Origin of the sequence: Enterococcus sp. DIV0167 (assembly GCF_050541555.1) — a bacterium.
Lineage (GTDB): Bacteria > Bacillota > Bacilli > Lactobacillales > Enterococcaceae > Enterococcus > Enterococcus faecalis.
On record NZ_CP172933.1, the window covers coordinates 274,552 to 295,347 of the forward strand.

The 20,796-nt window shown below is 38.0% G+C and carries 16 protein-coding genes and 1 other annotated feature; of the genes, 11 read left to right on the forward strand and 5 right to left on the reverse strand.

Annotated elements, in window-relative coordinates; genetic code table 11:
• Positions 1–108: 108 nt before the first annotated feature.
• The 4 genes from IGM09_RS01430 to IGM09_RS01445 all read right to left on the reverse strand — a co-directional run bounded on the left by IGM09_RS01430 (position 109) and on the right by IGM09_RS01445 (position 3,244).
• Positions 109–528 (reverse strand): type II toxin-antitoxin system death-on-curing family toxin, encoded by a 420-nt coding sequence (locus tag IGM09_RS01430; protein WP_010775526.1) that lies wholly within the window; start codon positions 526–528, stop codon positions 109–111.
• Entirely contained in the window at positions 525–764 is a 240-nt protein-coding gene (locus IGM09_RS01435; protein WP_002358371.1) for an AbrB/MazE/SpoVT family DNA-binding domain-containing protein, read from the reverse strand. Before IGM09_RS01435 ends, IGM09_RS01430 begins: the two co-directional genes overlap by 4 nt.
• 100 nt (positions 765–864) lie before the next feature.
• The gene (locus tag IGM09_RS01440; RefSeq protein ID WP_010707872.1) at positions 865–1,677 is read right to left on the reverse strand and encodes an alpha/beta hydrolase; all 813 of its coding nucleotides are present in this window, start codon (positions 1,675–1,677) and stop codon (positions 865–867) included.
• Positions 1,652–3,244, reverse strand: a complete 1,593-nt coding sequence (locus IGM09_RS01445; RefSeq protein WP_002355248.1) for a PucR family transcriptional regulator — start codon at positions 3,242–3,244, stop codon at positions 1,652–1,654. Before IGM09_RS01445 ends, IGM09_RS01440 begins: the two co-directional genes overlap by 26 nt.
• 122 nt (positions 3,245–3,366) lie before the next feature.
• Between IGM09_RS01445 and fdrA the strand changes: the two genes are divergently transcribed.
• The 9 genes from fdrA (at position 3,367) to IGM09_RS01490 (ending at position 17,329) form a co-directional block, all read left to right on the forward strand.
• Positions 3,367–6,378: a DUF1116 domain-containing protein gene (gene fdrA / locus IGM09_RS01450; RefSeq protein WP_002355249.1), complete on the forward strand. Its 3,012-nt coding sequence runs from the start codon at positions 3,367–3,369 to the stop codon at positions 6,376–6,378.
• A complete protein-coding gene (locus IGM09_RS01455) occupies positions 6,371–7,204 on the forward strand; it encodes a DUF2877 domain-containing protein (protein ID WP_002355250.1) in 834 nt (277 codons plus the stop codon). Before fdrA ends, IGM09_RS01455 begins: the two co-directional genes overlap by 8 nt.
• 9 nt (positions 7,205–7,213) lie before the next feature.
• On the forward strand, positions 7,214–8,467 hold the full coding sequence (locus IGM09_RS01460; protein ID WP_002355251.1) for an MFS transporter: 1,254 nt from the start codon (positions 7,214–7,216) through the stop codon (positions 8,465–8,467).
• A 134-nt stretch (positions 8,468–8,601) separates the two neighbouring features.
• Positions 8,602–9,540 carry a carbamate kinase gene (gene arcC / locus IGM09_RS01465; protein WP_002355252.1) on the forward strand — a complete coding sequence of 313 codons (939 nt, stop codon included), beginning with the start codon at positions 8,602–8,604 and terminating at the stop codon, positions 9,538–9,540.
• 6 nt (positions 9,541–9,546) lie between these two features.
• Entirely contained in the window at positions 9,547–10,767 is a 1,221-nt protein-coding gene (locus IGM09_RS01470) for a dicarboxylate/amino acid:cation symporter (protein WP_002361159.1), read from the forward strand.
• Positions 10,768–10,856: 89 nt separating this feature from the next.
• Positions 10,857–11,918, forward strand: coding sequence for an ureidoglycolate dehydrogenase (allD, locus tag IGM09_RS01475; protein ID WP_002413499.1), 1,062 nt, complete (start codon positions 10,857–10,859; stop codon positions 11,916–11,918).
• Positions 11,918–13,339, forward strand: a complete 1,422-nt coding sequence (locus tag IGM09_RS01480) for a hypothetical protein (RefSeq protein ID WP_002383665.1) — start codon at positions 11,918–11,920, stop codon at positions 13,337–13,339. The genes allD and IGM09_RS01480 overlap by 1 nt, the downstream gene beginning before the upstream one ends.
• A 24-nt stretch (positions 13,340–13,363) precedes the next feature.
• Positions 13,364–14,587, forward strand: a complete 1,224-nt coding sequence (locus tag IGM09_RS01485) for an amidohydrolase family protein (RefSeq protein ID WP_002389547.1) — start codon at positions 13,364–13,366, stop codon at positions 14,585–14,587.
• Between the two features lie 447 nt (positions 14,588–15,034).
• The gene (locus IGM09_RS01490) at positions 15,035–17,329 is read left to right on the forward strand and encodes a WxL domain-containing protein (RefSeq protein WP_016618116.1); all 2,295 of its coding nucleotides are present in this window, start codon (positions 15,035–15,037) and stop codon (positions 17,327–17,329) included.
• A 91-nt stretch (positions 17,330–17,420) separates the two neighbouring features.
• On the opposite strand, the gene IGM09_RS01495 is transcribed toward IGM09_RS01490, so the two are convergent.
• The gene (locus IGM09_RS01495; RefSeq protein ID WP_002367870.1) at positions 17,421–17,600 is read right to left on the reverse strand and encodes a hypothetical protein; all 180 of its coding nucleotides are present in this window, start codon (positions 17,598–17,600) and stop codon (positions 17,421–17,423) included.
• 185 nt (positions 17,601–17,785) lie between these two features.
• On the opposite strand from IGM09_RS01495, the gene IGM09_RS01500 reads away from it, so the two are divergent.
• The gene (locus tag IGM09_RS01500) at positions 17,786–19,159 is read left to right on the forward strand and encodes a PcsB-like coiled-coil domain-containing protein (protein ID WP_016618117.1); all 1,374 of its coding nucleotides are present in this window, start codon (positions 17,786–17,788) and stop codon (positions 19,157–19,159) included.
• Between the two features lie 117 nt (positions 19,160–19,276).
• Positions 19,277–19,506 (forward strand) — a binding site (T-box leader).
• A 60-nt stretch (positions 19,507–19,566) separates the two neighbouring features.
• Entirely contained in the window at positions 19,567–20,694 is a 1,128-nt protein-coding gene (locus tag IGM09_RS01505; RefSeq protein WP_033624794.1) for a 5-methyltetrahydropteroyltriglutamate--homocysteine S-methyltransferase, read from the forward strand.
• The last annotated feature ends 102 nt before the right edge of the window (positions 20,695–20,796 follow it).

The window sequence follows — 20,796 nt, forward strand, 5'->3', positions numbered from 1 at the left end:
AAAAAGAAGCGAGATTTCTCGCTTCTTTTTTTGTTATTAAATTTATTTGGATTAGACGCTTAATTTTACAATTGAAAACGACATCCATCTTATATTTCATTGATGAAATTAGTGAGAAGAAGTATGATTTAATTTAGCTCTGATTACTTTTGATACATCGTTTTTCAACTGATCGAAATCTGATCTATAAGTAGCAATAAAAACCAATAAATCAACGCCTTCTTGCGTATCTAATTGGAAATCATAACCGTTTAATTGTAAAAATAAGTCGGTTGCCATTACAGCTGTCCGTTTAATTGCATTGTAAAAACAATGCTTTGTTGCAATGTTAATCATTAAAATAGCTGCTTTTTCTTCAATTGTTGGGTACAGGTCAACGTCAAAGACGAATTGTGCTGGTTGGTTGCTAGCCATTTCTAATGCATTACGATCTTTGATGCCAATTTGTTCTGCGGGAGAATACGTTTGGATCAAGAAAGTATTCATTTGAAATAGATCATCCGCTGATAAATAATAAATACTTTTCATTTAGTAACCAATTCTTTGTACAGCTCATTATGTTTTTGTTTTGAGTTCTCCATCATTTGTTGTAATTTTTTTTGATGTTCTGACATATTTTTTTTAACAATAATATCTTTTAATTTTTCTTCGTCTACATAAACGGTGTCTGTCGCAGTCGCACCAATGCTTTCTAGAAACTCTTTTGACAATGTCATAACAACAGAATTCCCAACTTTTCTAAGTTTTCTTTCTTTGATTTCCACCAGTAACCCACCTTTCGTATATATTGTATATACAGTATATCATGGATCATAAAAAAGTTTCTATCACAAGTCTAATACTTTAATAAAATTTCTTGATTGCTTATCGTTCCTTCAGCCAGCTATCCAATTGCTCAAATAAAGTGATGACCGAAGGATCTTTGGTTTGTTTTAAAAAATCATGTTCTAAATAGTAAACCGCTTTAAAGGTACTCTCAGGAATGGTCCGTCCGATTTTTTTGCTATAGCGGAACGGCACTTCTTCGTCTGAGCTGCTAGCTGTACTGAAACAAGGGGGAAAAGTTTTTAATGTTTCGTCTGACAGTGCGTAAGCAGACCAGTCCCCATTTTCTGGTAATCCGTAAAAGTGCGGCAATAGCCCTTGCTGAATACTGTAATGATACAGCAGATAGCGAGAAAGAAAAGGATCATCCCAAACAGGCTTTGTTTGGTCAATGGTAGCTATTTCTTTAGCGGAAATGGCTTGCTTTAATAATTTTCGTGGCTCTTTAATAAATTCTAAATCTGTATAGCCGTAAAAATTGACTAAAAATTGTGGCGTCAAATTTAGTGTTTGTAATTGTTTGGTTAACTGTAACATTAAATAACCGCCAGCGGAACGCCCGCACAAACCAAAGGGCTGGTTTTGAATAATCTCTTCGTTTAGCAATTGGAAGGTTTCTGTTAGCGTCCCTAAGATGTGATCGATTTTTGTATTTGGAGCCAACAAATAGTCCAGTGCTAAAACGGTATAGCCATTGCTTGTAAACAGCTCCTTCAGTTCTTCTGGTAAATCACTTTTGGTTCCATAAATCATCCCGCCACCGTGTAAATAGACGACATAGTTCGTTGGTTCAGTCGTAGTGGGGTAGATAGTAACTGTTGCGCCATTAGCGAGTGTTTGATTGTTTTTCAAGTGCACGTCTCCTCATCTTTATAATGTATGTGGCAATTTCATAATTTAACAATTGCAAGGGATTGGCTAAGTCAATATCAAGAAGTTGTTCCACTTTGTTTAAACGATAACGAATCGTTTTTGAATGAAGGAACATCGCTTCAGAGGTCTGTTTATAGTTGCGATTATTTTGGAAAAAACTGTACAAGGTTTCAAACAAATCGTAGTTATTTTCGGCTAATTGATAAAGTGCGCGAGGAATTAATTCGTCTAAATTTTCCAATTGGTCTTCGCGGATAAAATTTTTAAATACCCCAATATCGGCTAAGGTGACAATTGGTCCGTTATAAAAAGTTTCATTAAAGCGCAGAATGTCCAGACATTCAATCAGTAGCTCTTTAATCCCTTCTCGTGATTTTAAACTGCTGACGGCAACGGTAAGCGTGTCGTTTTCTTCTAAAAGTTCAGCTAATAAACGACTTAATTGCAGCTTTGTAATTTTTCCATCACTTTCATTGAAGTTAAAAAGGACCGCCGAATAATTTAGCTGATCAAAGAAGATGGATTTCACACGCAGGGTACGAAGTAAGGCAATAATTCGTTCTTTCATGAGTTGTGTATTGGTGTCTTTGGTAGAAAAAGCAATCGCTTGGTAAGAATCTAGTTCTTGCATTTGCACTTCACGAAGCAAACTGTTTAGCTCGTCAGGATTTTGCGGTGTATTTTGTAAAATAGCATCCGCTAAGTTGTTCAAACGAGTATACCGTTCTTTTTTTAACAAATTTTCGGTATTGAATTTTTCTTGCAAGACATCAATCGCATTTTCGATAATCACTAAATCCGTTTCTTTAACCTTTTCATCTTGTAAATAAACCAGAAGTAAACAATTAGTGGAATAACTATTGAAAATAGAAACTTCTAGTGCCAACTGTTTTTTGGGGTTGGCATGAGAATAAAGTGTTAAAAGAGAGTAATCATTTTTAGTGAACTCACTGTTTTTTAGTTTTTCTCTTGAGAGCACAATCGCATCATGGGGTAAGTCGCCATCGCTAATTTCCAGATGTTTATCCAACATTTTTAAAGCGAAGGGTAATTTAATGATGTCATAAAATTCTTGCATAATCGTCTCAACCGTTGGGTAGTGGCGCTCTAATTTGGTGAAACGTTGGCGTACATCGTAATACGTACGTAAGACATGCGACTGATAATTCAACAAAGGCTCGTAAATCGTAAACAGAATTTTTTCATAGCTAATGTCTTGTGTGATTTTAATTAAAGGAATTTCATAATTGAAACATAATTCGATAAACCACTCTGGAATCATTTTAATGAATCGATCTGTTTTCAAAATTAAGCCGCTGATGCCAATTCGGCGCATCTTTACGAAAAAATTTTCCAACTCTTTTTCTGGTAAATCATGCAATGCGTAGAAAGAAGTCAAAATTAACTGATTCTTTCTACTCCAGTTCTCGATATCAATCGCTTCTAAGACCATTGCCGAGTCAACTTCATTGTCTAAACCAATCTCTTTCGTCAAAATTTTACCTTTTTTTAAGTCACCTATCGATAATAACTCTCTTAATTTCATCGTTTTCTCCTTTTTTCCTCTTATGGATAAAAATTATACCATTTTTTTAGAATTATGTCCGATGAAAACACTTTCTCGTTTCGATACAATAGCATTGTAAGGAATAGATAGGAGGATGAACAATGTTACACACAGTAATTTTGAAAAACAATTACCAAGACTCCATCAACTTAATGTTATTGACCAATAAAATCAATGCATTAGATGGTGTAACCATGAGTCAAATCATGATGGGAACAGATGCCAACAAAGACATCCTTAACAACACGAACTTGTTAACGGATGAGGCCAATAGTGCATCTGCAAACGACATGATGATTGTGGTTGACAGTGAAAAAGAAAACATCATGGAAGAAGTTATGCCAGCGATTGATGAATTCTTAGATGATTTATCAGCAAAGGGAACTAGTGAAGAAGCACAAGCAGCAACTTCTTGGTCAGAAGCGTTTGATCTTTTACCAGAGGCGAATGTAGCGCTATTCAGTATTCCTGGTGAATATGGTGCGCCAGAAATGGAACGTGCCTTAAAAAATGATTTACACGTGTTCTCTTTCACGGATAATGTGTCAATTGAAGATGAAGTACGTTTGAAAAAATTAGCGCATGAAAAAGGCTTACTAATGATGGGGCCTGACTGTGGAACTGGTATTATCTCAAGTATTCCAATCGCCTTTACAAATGTTGTTTCTCCAGGAAACATTGGCGTTGTTGGTGCTTCAGGAACAGGGATTCAAGAAGTTACAACGATTATTGACCGCTTAGGTGGCGGAGTTGTTCACGCCATTGGTACTGGTGGTCGTGACCTAAGCGACAAAGTAGGCGCTATCACAGTGAAAGATGCTATTGTGGCCTTAGAAAATCACGAACCAACCGATGTGATTACAGTCATCTCTAAACCACCTGCAAAAGAAGTTCGTGATGAAGTGGTTGAATTATTACAAAGCATTTCAAAACCAGTCGTTGCGATTTTCTTAGGAGAAAAACCAACAAGTCACGAAGGCAAAGTTTATCTAGCTCATACATTAGAAGAAACAGCTAAAATTGCTGTTGATTTAGCAAATGATGTGGCCGTGAAGAAAAATTACTTTGAAGCATTAGCAAAACCAGCTGTACCAACATTACCAGAAGATAAAGTTGTAAAAGGCTTATATTCAGGTGGTACATTAGCTTCTGAAGCAGGTATGTTAATTTCTGAAGCTTTAGACCTTGGCGGTTTAGTGAAAGCAGAAGGTTATGTCTTGAAATCTCATGGTTATGAAGTCATTGACTTAGGCGATGATATGTATACACAAGGTCGTCCACACCCAATGATTGACCCAGATGTTCGTATCGAAAAAATTCGTGAATATGCACAAGATGAAAAAACTGGGATTATCTTATTCGATGTGGTGTTAGGCTACGGTGCTCATGAAGACATGGTTGGTGCATTATTACCAGCAATTGAAGAAGCGCGTGCCACAGCCAAAGAAGCCGGACGTGATCTTTACTTTGTTGCAACTGTTTGTGGGACGACGAAAGATCCGCAAAATTACCAATCGTCGGTTGATCGTTTGAAAGAAGGCGGCGTTTTAGTTGCAGAAAGCAATGCTAAAGCTGTTCAATTAGCCTTATTACTAAAAGGAATCGAAATTTCAGAAGACGATAAAGAAGTGGTTGCTTACAACGGACCAACTGTCGATGTACCAAAACCAGGCGAAAAAGTAATGGAACTATTAACAACCAAACCAAGAATCATTAACGTTGGGTTGCAAAGCTTTACAGAATCAATCGTTGATTACGGTGGCGAAACTGTTCAATTTAACTGGCGTCCGCGTGCCAACGGCAATAAAAAAATGATTAAAATTTTGGATGCTTTGGAAGATTACAGTGAACAAATCGAAGCTGAAAATCACAAAGTAACAGACAAAATTAAAAATGCACAACCATTCTTAGTAGATGTGGTACCTGCAAAATCAGTGATTCCAGAATTAAATGATGATGCACAAAAAACATTACTTCATGCTGGACCACCAATCCAATGGTCTGAAATGACTGGACCAATGAAAGGTGCTTGTATCGGTGCTGCATTATTCGAACGTTGGGCAGACAATGAAGAAGATGCTTTGAAGATTTTTGAAGCTGGCGAAGTACGTTTCATTCCTTGTCACCATGTAAAAGCAGTAGGACCAATGGGCGGTATTACTTCTGGTAATATGCCAGTCTTTGTTGTAGAAAATCGCTTAGAAGGTAACGAAGCATACTGTATCTTGAATGAAGGTATCGGTAAAGTATTGCGTTTTGGTGCTTATTCACAAGAAGTAGTTGATCGTTTAGATTGGATTAAAGATGTTTTAGGACCAACTATTGCGAAAGCCTTGAAACTTTCTGAAGAAGGCTTGAACTTAAACGTATTGATTGCGCGCTCTATTACAATGGGTGACGAGTTCCACCAAAGAAATATTGCCGCATCTTTGAACTTCTTAAAAGAATTGTCTCCATTAATTATCAAAACAGATATTCCAGAAGATCAAAAATACGAAGTAATCAAATTCTTAGCTGACACAGATCAATTCTTCTTAAATGTCATGATGGCAACTGGAAAAGCAATTGTTGATGGTGCCCGTAAAGATACCAACGGAACGATTGTCACAACGATGACTCGTAACGGCGTGAACTTTGGGGTCCGGATTGCAGAAACAGGCGATCAATGGCATACCGCACCAGTAAATACACCAAAAGGTCTTTACTTCACTGGTTTCAGCGAAGAAGACGGAAATCCTGATGTCGGGGATAGTGCAATTACTGAAACAGTAGGCGTTGGAGCAATGGCTATGGTAGCTGCACCTGGCGTAACACGGTTTGTTGGTGCAGGTGGCTTTGAAGATGCGTTAGCAACCTCAAATGAAATGGCAAAAATCTGTGAAGGACACAACCCAACATTCTCAATTCCAACTTGGGATTTCCAAGGAACTTGTTTAGGAATTGATATCCGTAAAGTGGTGGAATTAGGAATTACACCAATCATCAATACAGGGATTGCACATAAAAATGCCGGTGTTGGTCAAATTGGTGCAGGGACAGTTAGAGCACCTCTAGGCTGTTTTGAAAAAGCCCTAGAAGCGTATGCTGAGAAACTAGGCATTACGGTTGAATAACCAACTAGTCATTAGTGACTACATTTTTCCTATCCACCAATATGGCAAGATGGGAACCATTCACAGTGTTTTTGAACGTTCATTTAATCTGAAAGTCCAGGATCAATTAATCAATGTTGCAAACTTCCATAATTATTTATCAAGCTTTGGTATGTTTTTGCCAGATCAATTGTTTCAAGAAATCTTTCCGTATGTACAACAAGGTAATAAAGTCAAAATCACAGAAAATCAGTTGACCTTTTACAGTACAGTCGGCGTGAAAACGATCCAACTCACACCTGCCGAGGTCGTTTCTTTAAACATTACTCATTTCAAGTTAGAAAAAGACCAATTACGCTTGTTGCGAGACCGCTTATTAGCGAGAAACTTAGAACGTAGAATTGGCCTGCCTTTAGACGAACGAGCAAAGCATATTTTCAAAAAAATGAGCCAAAAACAAAAAGTTTGGACACTATCGGAATGGCAAGAAGTAACGAATTATCTGATTGGTCGGGGCAAAGGGTTAACCCCGAGTGGTGATGACATTTTAGTGGCGTATCAAACAATTCTGTTCATACTTGCTGATGAAAGAGCTGCGGCGTTAGCCGCTACTCTTTCGGCAGCAAATTTATCCACAACAGATGTTAGTAAAGGCTATATTGCAAGCTCGGCTAAAGGATATGTAAATTCATTGTTGTATCAGTTACTCTTGGATTTGGAGAACCATCGGGATAATAGAGTTGACGAAAATATTGACAGAATTATACAAATCGGACATTCCTCTGGTAAAGATATGTCATTTGGAATGTTACTAGCTTTACAATCTGTAGAGTTAGATGAGAAGTGAGGAGAAGACATGGAGAATAGTAAAAAAAATCAAGCAGTGCAAGTGAGCAATAGTTACTGGATTAAAGTCGTAGCCATTTTCTTCGTAGGCTGGATTTTAATGTACGCAACACGAACTATTTTTAATCCAGTGATGGGGGTCATTGGAGAACAATTTGGTCTAAGTAACACACAACTTGGTTTAGCCAATAGTATCTTCTTTCTAACCTATGCTGTTGCACAGATTCCTTTTGGGATGATTGGCGATAAAATTGGGCGGAAATTAGTCATTGCTGTTGGGTTTATCGTTCTTGCTATTTCTACTTATTTTAGTGGATTAGCGACAACCTTTGTTATGTTTTTAGTCATTCGTGCAATTGCTGGTATTGGACAAGGAGCTTACTATGGCCCGCAATATGCGCTATCGACAGAAGCGATTCCAGCAAGTAAACGGACCATCGGTAATGCCATCATCAATAGTGGGATGGCCTTCGGTACATCAGGTGGGTACCTACTTTCAAGTAAGTTGGTTTTAGAAAATGGTGAACATTGGAGCAAACCATTCTTTATCATGGCGATTCCAACGTTTATCGTAGGAATTCTTTTCTATACAATTTTGAAAGAAAAAGTGATTCGTCCTGGCGAAGAAGCCGCACGAGCAGCTGCTGAAGAAGGACCGCAAGAAAAGATCTCATTAAAAGAAATTTTCTCAAATCGTAATTTATTAGCCGCATTTATTTTATGTTTCACAAGTATTTATGCAAACTTTGTTATTATTACTTGGTTGCCACAATTTTTAATTGCTGAACGTGGCTTTACAGGAGCGAGCGTTGGTTTCATTTCATCACTTGTACCATGGGCCTCTATTCCAGGCGCCTTAATCTTTGCTCGTTTGAATGATAAAACAGGTGCGACGAAAAAATTAGTCTTTACATTAGTACCTTTAGCAATCCTATCTGTCTTTGCGATTGCTTTTGTAACAAATCGGACATTGTTAATTTCTGTTTTAATTCTTTATGGGTTAACAGGGAAATTAGCGTTAGATCCAATTATGGTGACTTTTGTTACCAAACATGCACCAAAAGCGGCCTTAGGAACAACGTTAAGTGCCTATAATTTTATCGGGATGTCAGGGTCAATCCTAGCACCGTATGTCACAGGATATTTAGCAGATACAGCAGGCTCAATGCAAGTTGGCTTCTATCTTTCTTGTGTACTATTAGTTATTGGTTTACTAGCTTTTGCTTTCTTAGCTAAAGATGAAAGTAAACCGAAATTAGGTTAATTATCCCTTCGATAATGACTGAAACAATCAAAATGAGCAAGACAAAATCTTTCATTTCGTAAACAAATTATTTCTTATCCGTCGATACTGAAAAGATTTTGTCTTTGCTTTACTAAAAAGGAGCGAATCAATCAATGAGTTTAAACGTAATTGCCCTAGGTGGGAATGCTATTTTAGATACGGATCCAACAGATGAAGGCCAAAAAGCCGTCGTTAATCACGCGGCCAAATATATTGCAGAATTTGTTGCCAAAGGGGAACAAGTCATTGTCTGTCACGGAAACGGACCACAAGTAGGGAATTTGCTTTTACAACAAAAAGCAGGCGAAAGTGAAAAAAATCCAGCGTTGAAATTGGATACTTGTGTTGCGATGACACAAGGAAGCATCGGTTACTGGTTACAAAATGCTTTAACTAATGAGTTTGAAAAACGTAACATTGCTAAACCAGTTATCTCTGTAGTTACGCAAGTACGTGTGGACAAAGAAGATCCTTCGTTTAAAAAACCATCCAAACCAATTGGTCCATTCTATACAAAAGAAGAAGCTGACGCGGAAGCAGCCAAAGATGGCTCTACGTATGTGGAAGATGCTGGCCGTGGCTACCGAAAAGTTGTTCCATCACCAATGCCTAAAGAAATTGTTGAAAAAGAGGCGGTTCGTGCTTTAGTAGAGGCGGACGTTTTAACTATCTGTTCTGGTGGCGGGGGCATTCCGGTCGTAGCAGAAGACGGACAATACGTAGGTGTGGAAGCGGTTAACGACAAAGATTTCTCTGCACGTGTTTTAGCTGAAAACGTTGATGCAGACCGTTTGATTATTTTGACAGGCGTTGATAACATCTACATTAATTACAATCAACCAGATCAAAAAGCATTAGAACAAATCAGTGTAGCCGAAGCAGAAGAATACATTAAAGAAGGTCACTTTGCTGCTGGTAGTATGCTACCAAAAATCGAAGCTGCCTTAGACTTCGTAAAAGGTGATGACAAACGGAAAGCAATCATTACTTCTATCGAAAACTTAGAAAACATCGATAAAGAAGCAGGAACTGTGATCAGTCAAAAGGGGTAGTTTACCATGAAAAAACCGTCCATGATCACCCAAATTGCAATTGCTGTTGTCGTAGGAATCCTCGTAGGACTCTTGATTCCTGCTAGCGGCAATTACTTGAAAATAGTTGGAGATGTCTTTTTGCGACTGATGCAAATGGCTATTCCTATCTTGATCTTAGGACAAATTGTCCAAGCAGTTGGCAGTATTAATCCAAAAGAATTAACGAGCCTTGGGGGTAGAACAATCGCTGTTTTCGGGATTTCCTCCTTAGCTGCCGCTTTATGGGGCGTCCTAATGGCAGTCATTTTTAATCCAGGATACGGTGTTAAAATGACTGGCTTCCAAGATGCTTCTATTAAAGCGCAAGAAATCTCAATCACTGATACGATTTTAAATTTCGTTCCGAAAAATATTTTTGATTCACTGACTCAAGGATCGATTATTCAAATTATTGTCTTTGCATTATTTTTTGGTTTAGCACTGAATAAATACTTACAAAGCCATCCAGAGACACAACTCTTCCAAATAATTGTGGACTTTAATGAAGTTATCATTACAGTCATTCGATACGTCATGTATCTAGCACCTCTGGGGATTTTTGCTTTAATTGCTTCAACAATTAGTCACTTAGGCCTTCAAATTATTTTACCGTTAGTGAAGTATCTATTGGTCTATGGATTAGGAACTATTTTATTTTTGGGCATCTGGATTTTGGTTATCACATTGTACTGTAAAGTAAGTCCACTACGTTTAATTACAAACATGAAAAATATGTCTGTGATGGCCTTGGCGACAACTTCTTCAGCAATTACTTTACCAGTAGCTTTGGAAGAAACAGAAACAAAATTAGGTTTAAGTAAGCGAATTACTAACTTAGTGTTGCCGTTAGGTATGTCGTTAAACAGTAACGGTTCAGCGATGCATATGGCTTTTACTGTAATGACTATCGCTCAGATGTATCAGCTAGAGTTTGATATTACGAAAATGATTTACTTAGCAATTACAGCAACGTTTGTCTCACTAGCAAACGCAGTTGTTCCCGGTGCGGGCTTAGTCTCACTGGCAGTGATTGTTCCGCAAATGGGTTTACCCATTGAGAGTATTGCAATTTTTGCAGGCGTCGAATGGTTTGTTGGCATGTTACGAACAATTTTAAATGTCAATTCAGATGTTTACTCTGCTATTCTAGTTGCAAAATCAGTGGATGAAATTGACTATACTGTCTTTAACAGTAGCAATAAGTAGTGAAAAAAGGGGAGGAAATGCAAGGACGAAGAAGAAAATCACTTGTTTTCTTTCCCTTTTTTAAGATTAATGATAAAGGAGCAAGCGCAATGGAAGAAATGGTTGTCGTTACACCGGAGAAATTAGAAAAGCTGATGAAACAAAAATTAGAAGCTGCTGGTTTACATTCTGAACATGCCGAAGAAGTTGCTCGACATTTAACTTTTGCAGATGCTAGCGGTATTCATTCACATGGTGCGGTTCGTATGGATTATTATGCGGAACGGATTGCAAAAGGCGGGATCACGATTGATCCCGAATTATCATTTGAAAAAACTGGACCGTCCACTGCCATTTTTCATGGCGATAATGGCGTGGGTCAATTTGTTTGTAACGAAGCATTAGCTGCTGCAGTTGACCTAGCCAAAGAATCAGGGTTAGCATATGTTGGCGTTTCTCAAACGAGTCATAGCGGGACGTTATCGTATTATGTTAAAAAAGCAGCGGAACAAGGCATGGTTGCTCTTTCGATGTGTCAATCTGATCCAATGGTGGTACCGTTTGGTGGTACAAGCAATTATTTTGGAACAAATCCAATCGCTTTTGCAGCACCTAGAGCAGGTCATGAACCAGTCGTGTTTGATATGGCTACGACAGTACAGGCTTGGGGGAAAATTTTAGATGCACGTTCAAGAGATGTTGAAATTCCCGACACATGGGCAGTAGACGAAAAAGGCCAGCCAACGACTGATCCTTATGAAGTACGAGGTTTATTGCCGATTTCAGGACCAAAAGGATATGGACTAATGATGATGGTCGATGTCTTAGCTGGTTCGTTGTTAGGCTTACCTTTTGGCAAACATGTCAGCTCCATGTATGCGGATTTAACGGAGAAACGGAATCTGGGTCAGATGTTTTTAGTCATTGATCCAAGCCGCTTTACAGATTCTGAACGATTTAAAGAAAATATTAATCAAATGGTGGAAGAACTTCATAGTGTGCCTACAGCAGAAGGGTTTCAACAAGTTTACTATCCAGGAGAAATTGGTCAGCTAAACTATCAAAAAGCCATGTCAGAAGGCATTGAAATTCCACAAAGTATTTATGATTATTTAGTTAGTGAGATTGTACATTACGATAAATATGGCGGGCAAGGTGCCTTTGCCAAATAATGAGGAGCGCAGAGAGTATTCGCTGCTGCGTTGCTCTCGCCTTCTTTCTATTGGAGGAAAGTAAAATGAAAAAATCGTCAAAAGTAGCACTTATTTTTGCATTCTTAGTTAGTATTTTTGTGCCAGTTGCGGCCTTTGCTGATGAGATTGGGGATGTAGTTGCCCCGACAGGAATCATGGCATTAGTTGTGATTATTCCATTGATTGTTGTTTTGGTTCTATTGTTTATGAAAGTCGATATGATTATCGCTGGTTTAATTGGTGGCGTCTTAGCGATGCTGATTGGTGGCATTGGACTAGAAGAAGCGAATAAACAGATGTTGGAAGCTATCCCAATGATGTTAGGAATTACCGTTCCCATCATTAATTCAGCTGTTGCGATGGCGGTCTTTAAAGCAGGTAGTTATTCAGCTGCATTAACTTTAGCCAAACGAGGCACAAAAGGAAAAGTCGAGTATGTTTCAGCTTTTATTGTTATCTTATTAGCCGCAGCCACATATATGTCAGGAATTGGTGGCGGAAGTGCGATGGTTATTGCGCCATTGGCCTTTGCTGCAGTTGGCGTTGTTCCTGAATTAATTGCAGCAATGTCTTTAGCTGCTGCGGTATCATTTACAACATCACCCGCTTCATTAGAATCAAGTATTGTTTCAAAATTAGGCGATATCAGTGTCGGTTCATATGTTTCAACCATGCGACCTTACTGGTTATTCTTCGTAGCATTAGCGATTGTGTTAGCCTTTTGGGGAACGAAACATAGAAATGTTGGCTTTAAAGAGTCGGCAGATGATGAATTTGATAAAAAGAGCAATGGTGAATTATTTAAAATTACCTTGCCAGCCATTTTCTTATTGTTTGCTGTAATTTTTGGACCAATTGTGAATGATTTAATTGGTTTTGCCTTCTTTACGCCACTTGTATACATGATTTTAACATTAGTTTTAATTTTCTTATGTACAGATTTCTCAATGAACAAATCTGTCGAAGCGATGGTAGATGGGTCTACATATATTTTGACTCGTTTATTCCAAGTAGGGATTTTCTTAGCCTTTATTAATGTTATTGCACAAACAGGAACGTTTGCTGTCATCGCAGGTGTTGCTGAAAATGCACCAGCCTTTATTGTCGTGCCAGTTGCCATTTTAACAGGGATTTTAATTGGGATTCCAGCTGGGGCCTACGTAGGTTCTGTTTTAACTTTAGTGCTACCAGTTGCTGTATCGTTAAACTTCCCGCCGTTAGCATTAGGTTTTGTAGCAATGGGTGTTGGTTTAGGTAGTCAAATGAGTTTCGTTAATATTACTATGCAAGCTTTATCTTCAGGCTTCCAAATTCCAATTTTGGATGTTGTTAAAGGAAACGTGAAATGGTTAAGTATTGCCTCTGTACTATTATTAGTTATCGGTTTAATCTTTGGATAAAAAACAATTTAGGGAGTGGAAAACATGGATTTATTAATTAAACAAGTTCGTCTTCAAGACGGTGAAGCATTACAAGATGTAGCTATTAAAGAAGGAAAAATCATTGAAATCGCCCCAGTTATTACTGGTGATGCCAAAGAAGTCATCGAAGCAGATGGTCGTGTTTTAATCCCAGGTTTTGTAGAAAGCCATTTACATTTGGACAAGGCATTAATCGCTGATCGTAAACCAAATAAATCAGGTACGTTGAAAGAAGCGATTGAAGTAACCGCAGAATTAAAACCAACATTTACCGAAGAAGACATTTACGACCGTGCCAAACGTGCTTTAGAAATGTTAATCGTTCATGGGACCACGGCGTTAAGAACGCATGCAGAATTTGACCCAGCGCAAGGTTTTACTGGCTTCAAAACAATTATGCGTTTGAAAGAAGAATACAAAGAGTTAATTGACATGCAAGTAGTTGCATTTCCGCAAGAAGGAATTTTTAAAGCCCCTGGAACAGAACAAATGATGTATGAAGCAATGGATATGGGCGCAGACGTTGTCGGCGGTATTCCTTATAATGATGCACCAGCGAAAGAACATATTGATTTAGTGTTTGAAATTGCTAAAAAATATGATAAAGATGTAGATTTACACCAAGATTTTGCCGATGAAGCTGATGATATGAGTATTGAATATTTATGTGAGAAAACCATCGCTGAAGGCTACCAAGGCCGTGTTTCAGTGGGCCACTTAACGGCATTGCATGCCTTACCTGAAGCAGAATTGGCGCCTATTATTGCAAAAATGGCGGAAGCGAATATTAGCGTAATGGCTTTACCAGCAACGGATTTACATTTAGGGGCTCGTGGTGATCAGTACAATGTTCGACGTGCGGTTACGCCAATCCGTAAATTACGCGATGGTGGCGTGAATGTCTGTATTGCTACAAATAATATTCGCAATGCTTTTACACCATATGGCACAGGGGATATTGTTCAAACAGCGATGTTAGCCATTCCTGTTGGACACCTAGGTGGAGCGGATGACTTAAAAACAGTGCTACCAATGGTAACAACAAGTCCTGCTCGTGCGATGGGACTAGAAGGATACGGTGTCGCAGTTGGGAATAAAGCAGATTTAGTCTTATTAGACACAAAAGTGGTTGAACATGCGATTATTGATATTCCAGAACGGTTATATGTTATTAAAAACGGCCGTGTTACAGTCAAGACAGACAAAAAAGTCGAAATCATTCGTTAAGAAAAAAAACAAAAAGCTCAAAATGTTAGTTGTCAAAACTAACATTTTGAGCTTTTTTTGATAAAGGTAAAGCTAGGAAGGTGAAAATATGATTAATTTATCCTGTTTTAGCTATGATTCTCTATTGAAAAGTTTATTTTTAGTTTATTTTTGGTCGATTTTCCTTGATATATATAGAATCTTCAGGAAATGCTCCTGTCTGTTTAAAATTCGGAATTTCAGAAATTATTCTTTTTTGCTAAACTAGTTATAACTGGTTAGTAAAAAGAAGTATTGGACGAATAGCGCTGAAACAAGTGAATGATCCAAAGTATAAAGAAAAATGAAACCGATACCACAAGACAAGACTGTTGCTGAAAATGGTAAGTGATCATTCTGCTAAGTTTAGTGTCTTAATGTTTAGTTAACTAAGAATTGTTGGATTGTTCTTTAGAAAGAAGGGACAATATGAAGCGAAGTAAATGGAAAGAATTGATAGTAACGGGCATCTGCCATATATTAGTATTCCCCATACTAATACAGACAACTGTTTTTGCAGAAACATTACCAAGTACAAAACAAGTAAGAGAAGGAACCAATCATTCATTAACAGCAGAAAAAGCCGAAAGTGAACAACCACAGACAAAGGATAAACTACATGATGAAGAACCACTAGCATTGCCAAAAAGTGAGTTAATCGATAATGAGGCTAATGTTACAAGTCAAACGATTAGAGAAAGAATTGAGACGCCTAACCTAACTTATCGTTATGGATTTATTAATGAAGAGGGGCAGCCAGTAAACGCCAATGAGATCCTTCTACAGTATCATAGTTGGCAAGGCAATTCCCCAAATGGCATAAATGTGTGGGAAGGTGAAAGTCAACCAGCGACAGCATCTACAGTGGCTAATTTAAAAGAAGTGGTAATTCCAAGTGAGAAAGTAGCCGTCTATTCCGACATGTCAACGGTGCTTGCAGCGAGTAATCAAACATTTTTTTTACCAAGATATTATACTTCTTTAAGCTTATACAATAAGAAAGGGGAAATTGATCCCAATTATCCGCTGCCAACTATTTCCGACGCATCAGGAAACCAATATCCAACAACAATTTCGCAATTTGAATTGGAAAAAATATCTGCACAACAATATAGTCAGAAAACAGGAGTAACATTTAACATTAGCGAGAGTCAAAAACTAATCGTTCCTGTGTACAACCAAGTGAAGGTTGATTCATCGAATCAATCTGGGCTATTGAATTACTTTAAATTTTCAGGGCCGGTTTATTATCATGTTACCAATCGCAAAGTGACAGAACATTTTGTGGATACTCAAGGGAAACCAATCCCTCCGCCACCGGGGTTTAGACAAGGAAAGCAAACGCTTATTGAACGTGACCCTTACACCTTTAAACAGAACGGCCTTTTGCCAAGTAGCTATGAAATCGACTCAAAAACATATCAATTTCAAGGATGGTATAAAGGGAAAACGAGACCTGAAAATTTAGAAAAAAGCGTAACGCCCAGTTATGATATTACCTATGACGACAATGATGATTTAACTGTTGTCTATAAGGAGGTACCTCAAAAAAATTATACATTTGAGGATGTCAATGGTGTTGAAATTGCACCACCATCTGATTTTATTCAGGATCACCAACGACCAATAACTACGGATGGCTTTCGCTATTTAGCTGGAAAAAAACTGCCACAACAATACAGCGTTAACGGTAAAACTTATTTATATCAAGGTTGGTATCAAAATAAAACAAAACAAGAGAACTTAGAAAAAACAAAACGCCCAATAAACTCCCCTGTTTTTAATGAAATGAACGCTATTACAGCAGTGTATAAGGAAATAACTGCAAAAGCTGAAATGCAAATAGAAGGACTAGTCAAAGTCATGCCAAGTGGTTATATACAAATTTGGCAGATTATGCTTACAAATGTGGGAGAAGTACCGTTAAAAAAAATAAACTTAAAGCCAGCAATTGGTTGGTCACCAGGTCTAGCTCGGCCAATCCAAGTCACGATTCGTGTTGGATCTGAACCAAACAAAATTGTTCCTATTACTGATGAAAATTGGCGAGTGGGCATTGCTTTAAATACGGAAGTGCCTATTGGTCAGACAGCAACTATTATGATGACAACAATTGCTACAGGTGAACCAGATCAAGTGTTACAAGCGGCTGTTGAAATGAATGGAAATTTTTCTGCTGTTCACGCAGCTGATACTGTCAGAATCCAACCTAAAAATCAAGAAATTGTGGCACCAGATGAGGAAGGTTTTATCAGCACACCAACTTTTGATTTTGGTAAAGTCGCCATTTCTAGCAACACGCAGCAACATGGTTTAAAGCAGGCAGCAGATTATTATGAAAATGGTCAGGAAAATCCATATTTACGTTTGAAAAAATCACAACCCAATTGGGCACTAACTGCAGAACTATCCCCCTTTGAAGGAAGAGTGGATCAACTATCATCAATGACAAAGTTATTGTTAGGAACAACCAATGTTTCAGGTTTTATTCAGTACAATCAACCAACGGAAACTAAAGTTGCTCTTGGCAAAACAACCGCTATTCAATTAGTTGCCAACGGTGTAGCTAGCCATATTGTTGCCAATGGTCAGTTTGACGAAAGTGATGTTTATCAATTTGATTTTTCTTTTGATCAAATCAAATTAGAAATTCCAGCAAATCAAGGTAGAAAAGATCAAACTTATCAAGCAATGGTGACTTGGAATTTAGTGACAGGCCCATAAGTCCATAAAAAATAAGTTGAATAGTTTGATCAAAAACATTGCATAGAAATAATAAAAGGCGGCTCAACGAAGCGGCCTTTTTCTTGGTTCATTACCAAAATATAACGAATTTTGTAACAAAAACGTTTGCTAAAAAGAAGGAAAAATGATTAATTTTACGAAAAAAAGCATATATCGACAAAAAAGAAGCAAAATTTGAATAAAAAAAGAAAAAATATGAAAAAAAATCGAAGAATTGTTTAACAATTGAAAACACGTGAAAACCAGTCATGACAAGGCATAAAAGCCTTACAAAAGGTAAGTTTACCTATTATGGAGAAAGAACGAGTGATCTGAAATGTTTTTGTAACATTTCTATTGCTTAATTGAAATATGGGTGTGGTAGAATGTTTTTGTCGTAAGAAAAGATTAAGATATTTTAAATAAACTTTAGAAATTAATTCGGAGGAATGACAAGTGAAGAAACGTCTATTTGCATCAGTATTACTATGTTCATTAACGCTATCAGCAATTGCTACCCCAAGCATCGCTTTGGCGGACAATGTTGATAAAAAAATTGAAGAAAAAAATCAAGAAATTTCATCATTAAAAGCAAAACAAGGGGATTTAGCTTCACAAGTATCTTCTTTAGAAGCAGAAGTATCTTCAGTATTTGATGAAAGCATGGCTTTACGTGAACAAAAGCAAACACTAAAAGCAAAATCAGAACAATTACAACAAGAAATTACAAACTTGAATCAACGTATTGAAAAACGTAACGAAGCAATCAAAAATCAAGCACGTGATGTTCAAGTTAATGGACAAAGCACAACAATGCTAGATGCAGTTTTAGATGCGGACTCAGTTGCAGATGCAATCAGCCGTGTTCAAGCTGTTTCAACAATCGTAAGTGCCAACAACGACTTAATGCAACAACAAAAAGAAGATAAACAAGCCGTTGTTGATAAAAAAGCTGAAAACGAGAAAAAAATGAAACAACTTGAAGCAACAGAAGCTGAATTAGAAACAAAACGTCAAGATTTACTTTCTAAACAATCTGAATTAAACGTAATGAAAGCTTCATTAGCATTAGAACAATCATCTGCTGAAAGTTCTAAAGCTGGCTTAGAAAAACAAAAAGCAGCTGCTGAAGCAGAGCAAGCACGTTTAGCTGCTGAACAAAAAGCTGCAGCTGAAAAAGCCAAACAAGCTGCTGCAAAACCAGCTAAAGCTGAAGTGAAAGCAGAAGCACCAGTTGCCTCTTCATCAACAACAGAAGCACAAGCACCAGCAAGCTCAAGCTCAGCAACTGAATCAAGCACGCAACAAACAACTGAAACAACTACACCAAGTACAGATAATAGTGCAACAGAAAATACTGGCTCTTCTTCATCAGAACAACCAGTACAACCTACAACACCAAGTGATAATGGAAATAATGGTGGCCAAACTGGTGGTGGAACAGTTACACCAACACCTACACCAGAACCAGAGAAACCAACACCACCAACACCAACACCTTCTGCTGATCCAACAATCAATGCATTGAACGTTCTACGTCAATCATTAGGTTTACGTCCAGTAGTGTGGGATGCAGGCTTAGCAGCTTCTGCAACTGCTCGTGCAGCACAAGTTGAAGCAGGTGGTATTCCAAATGATCACTGGTCTCGTGGAGATGAAGTTATCGCAATTATGTGGGCGCCAGGTAACTCAGTAATCATGGCGTGGTACAATGAAACAAACATGGTAACAGCTTCAGGTAGCGGTCACCGTGATTGGGAAATTAACCCAGGTATTACACGTGTCGGTTTTGGTTACTCAGGTAGCACAATCGTAGGACACTCAGCCTAATCAGCAATGATAAAAATAGACGTAAGCAGCTTCTGAAAAGAAGCTGCTTTTTTCATTACTATTTCATCCATCTCCGTTGACAAATTTGCTAAACGTGGTATTCTAATTGTAATCTAATAATTTCCGTTGAATAGGAAAGTAAATGCAAGACAGCTGGTAGAGAGACTTTGGTTGGTGAAAAAAGTTAGATGTCTGTATCGAAAAATGGCCTAGGAGGAATTTTTGTCGAAACGTAGGCAAAAACGTAATGTCTTTCGTTAACAAGACCGCTGATTATGATTGTCAGTTGAAGGGAAAGAGTCATCTTTCCGAAAAAAGGTGGTACCGCGATAATAATCGCCCTTTTACTAGTTACGGCTAGTAAAAGGGCGTTTTTTTATAAATAAAAATAGGAAAGAGTGAGGCAAATGAGTAGTCAGATTCCTTTTACAGTTGATCATGTGGGAAGTTTTTTACGTCCAGAAACAATTAAGAAAGCACGGAAAAAGGTCCAAGCAGGTGCGTTATCTCAAGCAGAGCTACGTCTTATTGAAGATGAAGAAATCAAAGCATTAGTAGCAAAACAAAAAGCTGGCGGCTTACGGGGAATCACAGATGGTGAATTTCGTCGCGGTTTTTGGCATATTGATTTCTTAGAAGGATTAAATGGTGTGACAGGCTATATCCCAGAAACGGGGTATAACCAAACCTTTCATGGAAAAGCAGCTCCGGCCTATAATATCCGCGTAGTGGATCAAATATCTTTTCCTGCACAACATCCATTTTTAGAGGACTTTTCATTTTTAAAAGAGGTGGTGGAAGTTGGTGATGGCACGGTAGCCAAAGCAACGATCCCTAGTCCGACCATGATTTTACGTCAAGAAATTTTATCCAACGACGGCACCTCGCGCATTCAAACAATTTATCCAGAGATTGGTGCTTTTTATAAGGATTTAGCACAAACATATAAAGACGCAATTGCGGCCTTTTACGAGAGAGGTTGCCGTTATTTGCAATTTGATGATACAAATTGGGCGTTTCTAGCGGATCAGACAAAACAAGAAGAATTACGAGCAAAAGGAATACAGCCAGAAGAAATTGCACAAGTGTGTACCACGATTATTAATGAAGCCTTAGCTGGCAAGCCAGAAGATTTAACTGTAACCACACACATTTGCCGTGGGAACCATGCTTCGTCTTGGTTATTTTCAGGTGGTTATGAACCGATAGCAAAAGAATTATTTGCTACGAATTATGATGGTTTCTTCTTGGAATATGACTCAGATCGTGCAGGGGACTTTTCACCATTAAGACATTGGCAAAATAATGGCAGCAAAGTCGTTTTAGGTTTAGTTACTTCTAAGTTTCCTGAATTAGAAGAGACTGAACAAGTGAAAGCACGAATTGAAGAAGCCCAACAGTTTGTTCCTTTAGAAAACTTAAGTATTAGTCCGCAATGTGGTTTTGCTTCGACGGAAGAAGGAAATCGTTTGACGGAGGAAGAACAATGGCGCAAAGTTCAATTACTTCAAGAAATTGCTAGAGAAGTATGGTAAAAAAGAGGTCGGGACAGAAGTGTTTAACTCCGAGAAATAAGAAGGAATTTCCGAAAATTGTTCTATAATTTTTGGAGAATTTCGGCTTATTTCCGAAGGAGT

Coding starts and splice junctions, on each gene's coding strand:
- IGM09_RS01485 (WP_002389547.1), top strand. CDS start 13,364: ATGGATTTATTAATTAAACAAGTTCGTCTTCAAGACGGTGAAGCATTA.
- arcC (WP_002355252.1), top strand. CDS start 8,602: ATGAGTTTAAACGTAATTGCCCTAGGTGGGAATGCTATTTTAGATACG.
- IGM09_RS01460 (WP_002355251.1), top strand. CDS start 7,214: ATGGAGAATAGTAAAAAAAATCAAGCAGTGCAAGTGAGCAATAGTTAC.
- allD (WP_002413499.1), top strand. CDS start 10,857: ATGGAAGAAATGGTTGTCGTTACACCGGAGAAATTAGAAAAGCTGATG.
- IGM09_RS01480 (WP_002383665.1), top strand. CDS start 11,918: ATGAGGAGCGCAGAGAGTATTCGCTGCTGCGTTGCTCTCGCCTTCTTT.
- IGM09_RS01430 (WP_010775526.1), bottom strand. CDS start 528: ATGAAAAGTATTTATTATTTATCAGCGGATGATCTATTTCAAATGAAT.
- IGM09_RS01505 (WP_033624794.1), top strand. CDS start 19,567: ATGAGTAGTCAGATTCCTTTTACAGTTGATCATGTGGGAAGTTTTTTA.
- fdrA (WP_002355249.1), top strand. CDS start 3,367: ATGTTACACACAGTAATTTTGAAAAACAATTACCAAGACTCCATCAAC.
- IGM09_RS01445 (WP_002355248.1), bottom strand. CDS start 3,244: ATGAAATTAAGAGAGTTATTATCGATAGGTGACTTAAAAAAAGGTAAA.
- IGM09_RS01470 (WP_002361159.1), top strand. CDS start 9,547: ATGAAAAAACCGTCCATGATCACCCAAATTGCAATTGCTGTTGTCGTA.
- IGM09_RS01495 (WP_002367870.1), bottom strand. CDS start 17,600: ATGACTGGTTTTCACGTGTTTTCAATTGTTAAACAATTCTTCGATTTT.
- IGM09_RS01490 (WP_016618116.1), top strand. CDS start 15,035: ATGAAGCGAAGTAAATGGAAAGAATTGATAGTAACGGGCATCTGCCAT.